An 11,547-nucleotide genomic window follows, 5' to 3' on the forward strand; every position below is an offset into this window, starting at 1 on the left:
TTATTAGGTGGAACTGGGATGTGTTACAAAGATAGACCTTTGTGCTTAGATACTCCATTTCGCGTTGTTGATGGGCAGTCAAATTGTACTTTTGTCCGCATTCCCACAAAGACATCCATGTCATAAAATGTACTTTCAAGTCTATTCCAAATGGAGGAAGATTCTAGACTATGCATGATAACCGACCTAAGGTATCGATAATTGTTCCGGTCTATAATTCCGACCAATATCTGGCCTGCTGCTTGCAATCCATAATCACCCAAACTTTAAATGAGATTGAAATTATTGTCGTTAACGATGGATCAACAGATCATTCAGCACAAATCATTGATGAATTTGCAGCCAAGTTCACCGATAAAATGATTGTTATCACTAAAACCAATGGAGGGCTAGGGGATGCCCGAAATCATGGAATTCGTGTTGCAACAGGGGAGTATATCGGATTTGTCGACTCCGACGATTGGGTCACTCCCGACATGTTTGAACAATTATATAATCTTGCTGCTCAAGGCCATGATTTGGTCGTATGTGATGTAATTGAAACGAACCCTAAATCTGAAAAATCATATTTAACCAAGGGATTTAGAGGACGGAATTTCAGCCAGAAAGAAATCGTCATATATGCCACTGACCCAGCTTATGCTTGTAATAAGCTATTTAAGCGAACCCTTTTTGAACAAGTCGAATTTCCTTCGGTTTGGTATGAAGATGTAGCCACGATCCCGATCATTTTATCCTATGTCCAAAACCCAGCTTATCTTGAAATTCCCTTATATTTCTATAGGAAACACTCGGCATCTATTACCCATAGTAACGATCCTAAATCTTTGGGAGTACTCACTGCTTGGGATCGATTGCTTACCCATATGAATCCAGCTTTTAAACCAGAGGCTGTATTTAGCGTGGCCAGAAGCATTCATATCTTTATGGATTTTAAACCGAAATTTGCCAACTCTATTATGGCTTATGCTCAGAAACATCGTAAAATCATCGAGAGTAACGTCTATTACCAGCAGGCATTAAAAAGAAAAGAAATTCGCGATTTCTTTGGAACAAATCAGCCGTCGGGACAGGCTAAGTTGAGAATTTATTTTTATAGTTCACAAATTAGTGGCAGAGGTGGCATGGAAACAGTATTAACCACTGTGGCCAATAGTTTGCTCAACAAAGGCCATGATGTGAAAATCATCCTCTCGGAGCACCCTACCTTCAAAGATTGGGAGACAAATGGGGTAAACGTTATATATACTTCCTCCGTGCGAAAAGATGCTGACGAAACGCTTTTCCAAAGAAACAAGAATAAAGGCAACATAATTCTTCTTCGACGTCTGCTTCGGAACTTGCCTAGAGCCGATTTTATTGTCGCTCTCGATACGAAGGATGTTGCCACCGCAAAATTCGCAGTAGAAGGCTTTGATTCACGTCCCCTTATCGCGAGCTGGGTACATTTTAATATGAAGGCAATCAGGGCCAAACAGAATTTCCTGCTGGCGAATTTCCATATTGCAATCAACAAAGAACTACAAGACGATATTATTTCATTGACTAGTAATACGAACACCTACCTCCTATATAATCCCGTCTCCTTAAATAAGGAAAAAATCCAGCGGCCTAAAGACACCAAATTTCTTTATGTTGGACGGCTATTCAATTATCAGAAAAGAGTAGATAGGATATTGGACGCCCTTTCGAAGGTAGACGGAAACTGGACATTACAGATCATTGGGGACGGCTTAGACGAACCTATGCTTCGGGACTTAGCAAAAGAACTTGGTATCGAAGACCGAATCTCGTGGGAAGGGTGGAAGCCCGATCCGTGGGCATACGTAAATGAAGCTACATGTCTTATTATGGCTTCTGCTTATGAGGGCTTCGGCCTTTCCGCCGCCGAAGCGTTAGCGCGCGGAATTCCTGTTGTCGCAGGGGACTGCTCGGGTTTAAAAGAACTGATTAAGAATGGCGAGAACGGCTGGTTGTTTCCTTTTCAGGATTTATCGGCCCTTAGTGATATTTTGAATAGTGTAGTTAAAGGGACTCTTCCTCTACCGGATCAAGATAGGGTTCAGGCTTCGGTTGAACCGTTTAACGAGTACTCGATAATCGAGCGGTTAGAACAAATATTTCTGGAAATGCAGACCAAGAGGAGTAAGATTAAACGAATGCGTCTTATGAGCAAGGATATAAGGCCGGTCTCCTCAAAGAAAAGCAAAAATCGAAAACAGTTGTCCCTGTCAACGAGAAAAACCAAAAAAGGAAGTGCTACTGCGTTAAAGAAAAGGTACTAAAGAAAATTGCTAGGTTCGAGAATATCAAAAAACGGAGTATGGATAAACGAATATTGCATTTGAGCAAGTATAAAAGGCTGATCTCCTCAAGAAAAACCACAATCGTCAACGGCTTTCCCCTTTAACAAGATCCAATAAAAGAAGTTCTGCTTATAAGAGGCCCAAGAGGTTTCCAAGACCGCGGGACCGACAGGGCTGAAGGGACTATAAGGGACAGTGCCTAAACGGTGAACCGTGGCGCAAAAAAAGACACATCCCCCTTGGTCGTATCCCTATCAAGTATACAGAACAAAAAAAACACCTTTAAGCAGCAACCGTTTCTCGGTATTCAACCGTGGGGACGGTTGCCCTGCTATCACCCAGACTTGTACTTGGGATTTATTACGAACGTTACTTCACGTATGATTAAGTCCATCTGAACTGTGACCCGAAGATAGACACTTTTAAAAAAAGTGCCCGTCTTTCGGGTTTTTGTATTTAAATTACTTTACTAAATTAATCGAGGTATATAATATCTTTTTTCTCTTGTCTACTAGAAAGGGATAGGGATTATACCACCTGTAATTATCGGATATGCGTCTTTTTCTCTATTCATCGTATCCTCTCGGGTTTAACGACTGCCAACGCCATGCATCCCGGCACATTTCATCCAGCGTCTTTTCTGCGGTCCAACCAAGTTTCTCTCGTGCCTTCTCGGTCGCTGCGTAGCAAACTGCTACATCGCCAGGGCGGCGCGCCTCGATTACATACGGGACCGGGCGCCCGGTCGCCTGCCGGAACGCTTCCACCATCTGCAGCACACTATAGCCATTTCCGGTACCCAAGTTGTAGGCCTCTATGCCGTTTTCAACCTGCACCTGCTCTAGTGCTTTCAAATGGCCGCGAGCTAAATCCAAGACGTGTATATAGTCCCGTACGCCTGTGCCGTCGACGGTCGGATAATCATTCCCGTATACGTTCAACTTCTCGAGCTTGCCGATCGCCACTTGACAGATGTACGGCAGCAAATTGTTTGGTATTCCATTCGGGTCTTCGCCAATTCGTCCTGATTCGTGAGCTCCGACTGGATTGAAATACCTCAGCAACGATATGGCCCAGCGTTGGTCGGACCGGTACACATCTTGCAAAATCTGCTCGATCATCAGCTTGGTTTGCCCGTAAGGATTCGTTGTGTACAATGGAAAACACTCATGAATCGGCATCTGTTCCAGCATGCCATAGACCGTAGCGGACGAGCTAAACACGAGACGGCGCACGTCGAAATTCTGCATGACTTGGCAGAGGACCAGCGTCCCCGAAATATTGTTATAATAATATTGCAACGGCATAGAGACAGATTTCCCAACTGCCTTCAATCCAGCAAGATGAATCACTGCATCAATGGCATGCTCGCGAAACACACCCACGAGTCCTTCGCGATCCAGCAAATCCAGATGATAGAAAGGAAACGGTTTCCCTGTAAGCTCTCGTACTCGACAAATGGCCTCTTCCTTACTGTTCTTCAGGTTGTCAACAACAACTATATCATAGCCACTGTTCAGCAACTCCACGCACGTGTGACTGCCGATGTAACCTGCACCGCCCGTTACAAGGATAGTCATTGTTTTACTCCTGTTAAGCATTGAACTGACCTTGAATCTCTTTTTCCGATGAGGATTCGACCCAATCCGAGTCTAGTACACCAGTATCACCTTTCGTTTTAAGAAGAGCAGACATCATATGACCCTCCAATGTGAAGTCCTCTGGCATCAGACAACAACCTATAAAGCAGTGAGCGCTCGATTTGTCCACTTCCCGCTCTCGTCTATCGTTGCGGCCATCAGCCAACGATTCGAGAATGTGTCGGCAAGATCCGGCATTCCCAAATTCATTATATTTATACCAGCTTCACTTATCGACGTTACAAGACATTCGTATGATGCACTTCCCTCTTTAGTTTATGCCTAGATATAGTCGATGTGTCATGTTAGGAATGGAAAATTACGCCGTTCGTAATGGTTCTAACTTACGTCTTACCTAGTCCGTTTCAATATTGAAGGCGCTGGACGATCTGCTGCCGTGGTCACCGAAGATTCCGTTGACCTGCCGCGTGTTTAAAGCGGATTAGAGCATAGCAAAGCCCACGCCCTATGAATAGGTGTGGGCTATTTGACGCTTACGATTTATCAAGTTGGCACTTGGTGACATCTAAAAAGGCTCATAGGTCCTAGCTTTTAGTGGTCATTAAGGCTTCAAGTGACCCCCCTCCCATTAAGCGCGTACATTTCCTCAATGAGTTCATTCACATCATTCTCATAGATCTTGCAGCCTATCTCGTACAATTCCGGAATCTTACCAAGAAACTGGTCAATATAGTCCAGCTTATTTCTCAATTTCGGCTTATTGCTCTCGTTATAACTATCTAGCCTACGTTGCAAATCAACGTGATACTTCATTTCAAACTGCTTGTATGAGCTCCCTCCACCTCTGCTGTTGCTTATCTTTGACACCCTTTCGCACTACTCGGTTTAGTAGCTGACGCTTCGTAGCGAGGTCTATATCATCGACAAGACCAATAATGACATGCTCTTTATGGTCGATCTCTTCACGTTGCACCTTAATAAGCTCGTTCTGATGTCGAACAGTTGCCAATGTCGTGCGAAACATCGAACGTGTCTGACCATCGGCAAATGGAAGATACGTTTCAAGAAACAAATCATCATTGTTGACGTGGCCACCTGTCTTTCGGATATTGTTCAGAACGCTTCTAACCCAACTGCGAAATTCAGTAGCACGCTCCGTCTTAGCCAACTACCAATTGAATAAGATCACAACTATGCATATCGTAACGTTTATAACCAGCCTGAGAAGCCCTGAAGCACGTAAAGATAAGCGAGATAAGCCACTGAGTACAAATACACTACTCATTATTTACAAGGCATTGAAATCGATCCTCGACAGCGCTCATGAATGGCGGTTGATCGCTAAGAACCCGATCGATGGTGTATCTCGCCCTAAGGCAGATAAAAAGGAGAAAAAGGAACTAAAGTCTCATAAGAAATCTTATACGAAAGACGATGTTGCCACCGTGATTAAAGAGCTGTATACGGCTCCTACAGTATGGAAACTATATTTCCTCGGTGTGCTGCTAGGCGGCATCCGTCGTGGCGAAATGTTGGTCGTCGAATGGCCAGCCGTTGTTATGGAGAATGGCGGGATCTATGTCGAGAAACAAATTTCATTCGATGAAGAAGGTAGTTCTGTTGAGGATGAATTAAAGACAGAAGAGTCTGAAGCTTTCGTTCCAATGCCACGTTGGTTTATGTAAGAACTCAAAACATATAAGCGCGAATGGATTAAAAAAAAGATGGGATGCGATCCGAACGACTGAAAAGGCGGAGACAAGCAATATTATACCATGGAGGGACCGGCGAGAAATACTATCCAAATACGCATTCTCTAACCTGGCGAAGATTCTTGGATAAGCACAACTTGCCTCGTGTCAGGTTACATGATTTGCGACATACAACAGCAATGCTCCTTCGAGAGTATGGAGCTGATCTGAAGACGATTCAAGAGCATCAACGTCATTCTAAACTAGCCACAACAACTGATATCTATATGCAGCGTGATACGACTATCGTCAGCCGAGGAAGTGCTGATTTATTCGATGTATTGGACCCTAAAAAAAGTCGTGAACACCAAATGGACACCAAGGAGCAAATGTAGTGAGGCTTTGTCGAATAGAAGAAAACAAAAAAAGCCTTGATAAACAAGGCTTTCAGGATTGTAAGTAGTTGGAGCGGGTGATGGGAATCGAACCCACGCTATTAGCTTGGAAGGCTAAAGTTCTACCATTGAACTACACCCGCAAAAAAAATGATTAGTGGTCGGGACGACACGATTTGAACATGCGACCCCCTGGTCCCAAACCAGGTGCTCTACCAAGCTGAGCTACGTCCCGAAGTGTAAATGAATTGCGTCTAATGTTGGGAAAATGGCGCGGCCTAAGAGATTCGAACTCCTGGCCTTTTGATTCGTAGTCAAACGCTCTATCCAGCTGAGCTAAGGCCGCACAATTTATGGAGCGGAAGACGGGAATCGAACCCGCGACCCTCGCCTTGGCAAGGCGATGCTCTACCGCTGAGCCACTTCCGCATGTCGTGTGTGTCAGCCGTTTGTTAAGTTGTTCATCGCGGCGACAAGTAATAATATATCACCTCCGAAAACAAAATGCAACTGTTTTTCTAAAAAAGTTTTAAATTATTTTTAATACCATGTAAAATCGCGGTTTTCCTGCTTCTTTACACCATTATGCACCCGCTGCTGTCAGCTTATTCTCATTGAGCATGCTGCCACTCAGCTCTACTTGGTCTGCGTTTGGTTGGCCTGCTAAAGCGTATGGCAAGCAAAGAGGAACACCGGTACGCGGGTCTGGCACGATGTCTGCTTCAATATTGAACACTTCACGCATAATAGCAGGAGTCATAACTTCCGAAGGAGTTCCTTCGCCAGCTACAGTGCCTGACTTAATCGCAATCATATGATGAGCGTAGCGTGTCGCGTGATTCAAATCATGAACAACCATAACTACTGTACGATTATTGGCTGCGTTAAGCTTTTGAAGCAAATGCAGAACCTCAAGCTGATGCGCCATATCAAGGAATGTTGTTGGCTCATCAAGAAATAAGATATCGGTTTCCTGGGCCAAAGCCATTGCAATCCAAGCACGCTGGCGCTGTCCGCCTGACAAGTGATCAACCGAACGATCTGCGAAATCATTCATTCCCGTCGCTTCAATCGCCCACTGTATGATGCTGCGATCTTCCTTCGTCAAGGAACCGAAGCCCTTCTGATATGGAAAACGACCGTAGGATACTAGCTCTGCAACCGTCAATCCATCTGGAGCGGTCGGATTCTGCGGCAATATCGCCAGCTGTTTCGCTACTTCTTTGGTTGATTGCTTGTGAATGGATCTGCCATCCAGAAGCACGCTTCCCTTGGAGGGGTTCATAATCCGAGCCATCGTTTTCAAAATCGTTGATTTACCAGAGCCGTTTGCTCCTACGAGTGCTGTAATTTTCCCTTGAGGAATAGCTATATTTAAGTCTTGGACAATAAGACGATCATCATAAGCTATATCAAGACCTGAAGTTGTTAGTCGAATCATTGAACATGCACGCTCCTTTGGTCGCCTGGGGGCAGACATTATTTATATATACTCATTATGCTTTTTTATGGTTTAGATTGATAACGATTATCATTCACTACTTGATGATAATGCTTCTCAAGCGGAATGTCAATGCTATATGCATATACAAAAGGCCGTTACCAACGATCATTGATCACTGGAAACGGCCTTTCGCGTTATTGCGTTAAATTGATTTAACATCAATGTATGAAACAAATTAATGCAGTATTAAAACATGAAACTATATTACCATTTCAGATTCGTACCGAACACAATCGTATTGCTAATCAGCCTGCCTGGAACAGTTATGAGCTTCCCTTGCGCATATAATCCAGAGGAAGCACCGCCATCGAGATTCATAGCCTGTTGTGCGCCAAGCTGGAGCATAATTTGTCCCCACTGCTTCATGGTTGCATTCGGCACTGTTGCGACCAGGACCGTTCCGTCTTTTTGAACCATAATTCCGCTTCTCATTGCGGAGTCAGTCAAAATCTTCGGACTGCTGAAGCCTTCTTCGGCCGGGTTAACGGCTAGCTTCCCGTCCTTCACAAGTCGGGGCCCAGCACCAGCAGCGGTATGAACGCGAGACCAATCGATAGGCTGGCCTGACAGATTCGTCATTTCGACTTTATAGTCGACTACTGTGCCTACTTGAAAGCGCGATGCCAGCGTCTCCTCCGAGCCTGTGTAGACAAGGACATAGCCATCAGCAGGAATGCTTACATTCTCTTTTTTGCTGATTTTGGTCACGACACCGTTTCGCACGGTTACTGCAGTGCCCATTGCAAATCCAAGCTTCGCTCCGCGCTTCGGTGTAAACATTATAGCAGTAGACTTTCCTTCTACCGGCGTCCGATTAATGAAGTAAGCATACCAATTGTTAGGCGACTTAAAAGAACCATTTGTTCCACCTGTAATTTTGACACGCAGCGAATCCATGAGCACGGTACCGTCCCATGTAAACCCTATTGCAGTACCTGTATTGCCGATATGCTCCACATTGCCATCAGCGATAATCGTTCCATAGGGCTCCGGTATTCCGCCGTATGCCTCAAAATAAGTAGCATTAATAGCTGCATCCGCCTGATAGGTCTTCGTTATATCCGCAAGCTTCTGTACGGTGCCAACCTGCCTGCTAGCAATTCCGGCCGTCACAGGCATCCCCTTCGGAATAGTCACGGTTTGAACGGTGAACGTCTTCCCCGAAACGGCAACCTTCTTAGACTCATGCTTCACCTTCAGCTTCGAATCGGCTGCCGTAACCTGTACAGGCAGTTTTAGCTGACCCTTGTAGCCGCTCGTCGTAACGTCAATAATTATATTCGCTGTTCCCGCAGAGACCGATGTTAGAATGCTCTTGTCATTGATGCGAACGACCGCAGGGTTGTCTGAGCGGTAGCTTACAGCGACTGGAGCGGAAAGCTTCAGCTTGTCCGTGAGCAGGAGCCTTGTGCCCAGCGGCAGCTTTATCGACGCTGCCGCATAGCTTACCGCTACGGGGCGGAATGGCCCCGCTGCGATCAGCTTGGAGGCGGACGTGTACACGATCCGTCCGCCGCCCTGTGGCGCAACGCCGCTCGCGGGAACCGCGGCGTTGCCGCCATAGGTGTACGCAATCGACGCGGCTTTGCCGTCGATCGCGTACAAGGCGCCGGACCGGCCGCCGGCCAGCACTAGGCCGGCTTCGCGGTCCGGCGCCAGCGCTGCGGGGCCAAAGCCGCCTGCCCCGCTGGCGCTGATGCGCCAAAGTTCCGCCCCGTCTGCGAGGCGGAACGCAGCAATGTCGTTGCCGCTAAGCTCAGCGGCAACGACAGCTCCCTCGTCCCCCGGCATTAGCACGGGGGACGTCCAGCCGCCTGCGGGCGCCGCCGCAAGCTCGCGAGTGAAGCGGACTGCTCCGTCCGCTTCATACGCCGCGATCGCTTTGCCCGCAAGCAGCATGACGCCGCCGCTGACATCGGCGACGAGCTTCGCCCCAAGCAGCGTCTCATCCATCGCCGCCTCCCATACAACCCCGCTAGCGCGCACGGCATACAGCGTGCCGTTGCTGCCAAGAGCATAGGCGCCGCTCTTACCTGCGGCAAGCGACTTCACCGTCACACCCTCTGGCAGCAGCGCCGCCTGCTTTTCACCCTTTAGATCCAGCGACAGAATAGCATGCTGATAAGCATAGTAGGGAATTCCCTCCCCATCGATTACGATGCTGGACGGCTGCAGCTCTTCCTTCTTTCCTTTGAAATAAAAGATTGCCTTCTGACCGCCATTTCCTGCTCCATCGTATTGGTACAGTCTTGCTCCTTTGCCTGCCGCAAAAATCTGTCCTCTCTCATTAACAGCCGGCGCGGACAAGCTTGTATAGCTGTTTATGCGCTTGATTTCTTTACCGTTTCCATCAACAAGCAATAACCAGCCATTAGCGGTAGCGGCAAACACATTGCCGTTAGACAAGGACAATGCGGGATGCAGTGTCCCTTCCGCTGTATAGCTCCAATACTTCGTTTCCGTTATGGATAGTGAGGAGCCCGCAGCATTGGAAGCTGCAACGCCTGCTGCATAAATATAGCCAGCTGATTTCGCAGCCGCAGCCGTCCCAACAGCATTCACCTCAAGTGGTACTCCTCCGTTGCCCGTATAACCTAACCCCATAGCTGCAACAACTAGTGCAGCTATACCTCTTTTCCCCCATCTGCCTGCTGTTAAGTGCATCCTTGTATTCTCCCTCATCTATGTGTATTCCAAATAGTCCCAATCAACTATATCGACAACATAAGAATAAAAATGAATAATACACAATGATAAAGCGGGTCAATGTTTGTAGAGCAAATCCTCACTCAAATAAAAAGAAATAAATAAAAAAAGCGGCACAAGAAATGCTCTTGTCGCCGCTGCTGTAGTTATTTCATTAATTACTAAAAAACACTAAAAAAGAACAGCAAAAAACCCTTGTTCGCCAAGGGTTTAATGATATGGTGCGCGTAGAGGGACTTGAACCCCCACGGTCGCCCGCTAGATCCTAAGTCTAGTGCGTCTGCCAATTCCGCCATACGCGCGCGTGGTACGTGTTGCTTATTTAGTTCTGTGGTGCATGTGAAGCTTTAAAGAAAATATGGTGCGCGTGGAGGGACTTGAACCCCCACGTCGTGAAACGCCAGATCCTAAGTCTGGTGCGTCTGCCAATTCCGCCACACGCGCAAGTTATAAAAAATGGTGAGTCATGTAGGATTCGAACCTACGACACCCTGATTAAAAGTCAGGTGCTCTACCAACTGAGCTAATGACTCATAGTAAATAAATGGCTGGGGATTCAGGATTCGAACCTGAGATGACGGAGTCAAAGTCCGTTGCCTTACCGCTTGGCTAAACCCCAGCAGCGATATGGTGGAGGCTGACGGGATCGAACCGCCGACCCTCTGCTTGTAAGGCAGATGCTCTCCCAGCTGAGCTAAGCCTCCCAGTTTCTTGCTGCAAAAAATAATTTGGTGACCCGTAGGGGACTCGAACCCCTGTTACCTCCGTGAAAGGGAGGTGTCTTAACCACTTGACCAACGGGCCATAATCGAATTGAAGCTTGTCCAAACAGTTGAAAGTATGCTGGAGCTCTCAACCGGATTCGAACCGGTGACCTCATCCTTACCATGGATGCACTCTACCTACTGAGCTATGAGAGCATAATGGCTCCCCGAACAGGACTCGAACCTGTGACAACTCGATTAACAGTCGAGTGCTCTACCAACTGAGCTATCAGGGAACATCGTCTTTTTGCGTTGAAATGTCTCCAAGAGCTTCAACTGCAAAAGAGGCACGGTTGAAAACCAAGGCTTACGCCCTGAAAACTGGATACGAAAGGTAGGTTTGCTGAAACCTTACTGCTGTTGTCTGCCGGATGTATGGGTCCAAACAAACTGTTTTAGGATAAGCCCTCGACCGATTAGTATTCGTCAGCTCCACACATTGCTGTGCTTCCACCCCGAACCTATCAACCTCGTCGTCTTCAAGGGGTCTTACATACTGGGAAATCTCATCTTGAGGGGGGCTTCACGCTTAGATGCTTTCAGCGCTTATCCCGTCCGTACTTGGCTACCCAGCGGTGCT

At 46.8% G+C, this 11,547-nt stretch carries 8 protein-coding genes, 12 tRNA genes and 1 other annotated feature (1 of these 21 running past the window's edge); of the genes, 3 read left to right on the top strand and 17 right to left on the bottom strand.

Going from position 1 to position 11,547, the window contains the following annotated elements; genetic code table 11:
- Window positions 1-170: 170 nt before the first annotated feature.
- Window positions 171-2,285: a glycosyltransferase gene (locus tag CEF13_RS25750; RefSeq protein WP_102715273.1), complete on the top strand. Its 2,115-nt coding sequence runs from the start codon at window positions 171-173 to the stop codon at window positions 2,283-2,285.
- A 587-nt stretch (window positions 2,286-2,872) separates the two neighbouring features.
- On the opposite strand, the gene galE is transcribed toward CEF13_RS25750, so the two are convergent.
- The 3 genes from galE to CEF13_RS25765 all read right to left on the bottom strand — a co-directional run bounded on the left by galE (window position 2,873) and on the right by CEF13_RS25765 (window position 5,075).
- Entirely contained in the window at window positions 2,873-3,886 is a 1,014-nt protein-coding gene (gene galE / locus CEF13_RS25755) for a UDP-glucose 4-epimerase GalE (RefSeq protein WP_102715275.1), read from the bottom strand.
- A 630-nt stretch (window positions 3,887-4,516) separates the two neighbouring features.
- Entirely contained in the window at window positions 4,517-4,720 is a 204-nt protein-coding gene (locus CEF13_RS25760; protein WP_102715277.1) for a hypothetical protein, read from the bottom strand.
- Between the two features lies 1 nt (window position 4,721).
- A complete protein-coding gene (locus CEF13_RS25765; RefSeq protein WP_146022762.1) occupies window positions 4,722-5,075 on the bottom strand; it encodes a hypothetical protein in 354 nt (117 codons plus the stop codon).
- A 25-nt stretch (window positions 5,076-5,100) separates the two neighbouring features.
- On the opposite strand from CEF13_RS25765, the gene CEF13_RS25770 reads away from it, so the two are divergent.
- Both CEF13_RS25770 and CEF13_RS25775 read left to right on the top strand, forming a co-directional pair.
- Window positions 5,101-5,592 carry a site-specific integrase gene (locus CEF13_RS25770; RefSeq protein WP_102715281.1) on the top strand — a complete coding sequence of 164 codons (492 nt, stop codon included), beginning with the start codon at window positions 5,101-5,103 and terminating at the stop codon, window positions 5,590-5,592.
- A gap of 44 nt (window positions 5,593-5,636) precedes the next feature.
- Complete coding sequence (locus CEF13_RS25775; RefSeq protein ID WP_102715283.1) at window positions 5,637-5,993, top strand: tyrosine-type recombinase/integrase; 357 nt, start codon at window positions 5,637-5,639, stop codon at window positions 5,991-5,993.
- Window positions 5,994-6,062: 69 nt separating this feature from the next.
- Here CEF13_RS25775 and CEF13_RS25780 read toward each other — a convergent pair.
- The 14 genes from CEF13_RS25780 to CEF13_RS25845 form a co-directional block, all read right to left on the bottom strand.
- Window positions 6,063-6,136 (bottom strand) — tRNA-Gly (locus tag CEF13_RS25780).
- A gap of 15 nt (window positions 6,137-6,151) precedes the next feature.
- A tRNA-Pro gene (locus CEF13_RS25785) sits at window positions 6,152-6,228 on the bottom strand.
- A gap of 34 nt (window positions 6,229-6,262) precedes the next feature.
- Window positions 6,263-6,339 (bottom strand) — tRNA-Arg (locus tag CEF13_RS25790).
- Window positions 6,340-6,347: 8 nt separating this feature from the next.
- A tRNA-Gly gene (locus tag CEF13_RS25795) sits at window positions 6,348-6,422 on the bottom strand.
- Window positions 6,423-6,576: 154 nt separating this feature from the next.
- Window positions 6,577-7,434: an ABC transporter ATP-binding protein gene (locus CEF13_RS25800; protein WP_102715285.1), complete on the bottom strand. Its 858-nt coding sequence runs from the start codon at window positions 7,432-7,434 to the stop codon at window positions 6,577-6,579.
- A gap of 267 nt (window positions 7,435-7,701) precedes the next feature.
- On the bottom strand, window positions 7,702-10,161 hold the full coding sequence (locus CEF13_RS25805) for a phosphodiester glycosidase family protein (RefSeq protein WP_166742922.1): 2,460 nt from the start codon (window positions 10,159-10,161) through the stop codon (window positions 7,702-7,704).
- Window positions 10,162-10,422: 261 nt separating this feature from the next.
- A tRNA-Leu gene (locus tag CEF13_RS25810) sits at window positions 10,423-10,505 on the bottom strand.
- 57 nt (window positions 10,506-10,562) lie between these two features.
- A tRNA-Leu gene (locus CEF13_RS25815) sits at window positions 10,563-10,647 on the bottom strand.
- A gap of 13 nt (window positions 10,648-10,660) precedes the next feature.
- Window positions 10,661-10,736: transfer RNA gene (locus tag CEF13_RS25820), tRNA-Lys, on the bottom strand.
- 12 nt (window positions 10,737-10,748) lie between these two features.
- Window positions 10,749-10,822: transfer RNA gene (locus CEF13_RS25825), tRNA-Gln, on the bottom strand.
- 9 nt (window positions 10,823-10,831) lie between these two features.
- Window positions 10,832-10,907: transfer RNA gene (locus tag CEF13_RS25830), tRNA-Val, on the bottom strand.
- Between the two features lie 25 nt (window positions 10,908-10,932).
- Window positions 10,933-11,007 (bottom strand) — tRNA-Glu (locus tag CEF13_RS25835).
- Window positions 11,008-11,047: 40 nt separating this feature from the next.
- Window positions 11,048-11,123 (bottom strand) — tRNA-Thr (locus CEF13_RS25840).
- A gap of 4 nt (window positions 11,124-11,127) precedes the next feature.
- Window positions 11,128-11,203, bottom strand: a tRNA-Asn gene (locus CEF13_RS25845).
- Between the two features lie 160 nt (window positions 11,204-11,363).
- Window positions 11,364-11,547: a sequence feature (mutual gap in cmsearch alignment for this rRNA model is longer than 100), on the bottom strand (it continues 2,484 nt past the right edge of the window).

The sequence above is a fragment of the Paenibacillus castaneae genome, from assembly GCF_002884445.1.
GTDB lineage: Bacteria > Bacillota > Bacilli > Paenibacillales > Paenibacillaceae > Pristimantibacillus > Pristimantibacillus castaneae.

Excerpts from the sequence above, each read along its gene's own strand:
- CEF13_RS25800 (WP_102715285.1), bottom strand. The coding sequence starts at position 7,434 with ATGATTCGACTAACAACTTCAGGTCTTGATATAGCTTATGATGATCGT.
- CEF13_RS25750 (WP_102715273.1), top strand. The coding sequence starts at position 171 with ATGCATGATAACCGACCTAAGGTATCGATAATTGTTCCGGTCTATAAT.
- CEF13_RS25805 (WP_166742922.1), bottom strand. The coding sequence starts at position 10,161 with ATGCACTTAACAGCAGGCAGATGGGGGAAAAGAGGTATAGCTGCACTA.
- galE (WP_102715275.1), bottom strand. The coding sequence starts at position 3,886 with ATGACTATCCTTGTAACGGGCGGTGCAGGTTACATCGGCAGTCACACG.
- CEF13_RS25775 (WP_102715283.1), top strand. The coding sequence starts at position 5,637 with ATGCGATCCGAACGACTGAAAAGGCGGAGACAAGCAATATTATACCAT.
- CEF13_RS25760 (WP_102715277.1), bottom strand. The coding sequence starts at position 4,720 with ATGAAGTATCACGTTGATTTGCAACGTAGGCTAGATAGTTATAACGAG.
- CEF13_RS25770 (WP_102715281.1), top strand. The coding sequence starts at position 5,101 with ATGCATATCGTAACGTTTATAACCAGCCTGAGAAGCCCTGAAGCACGT.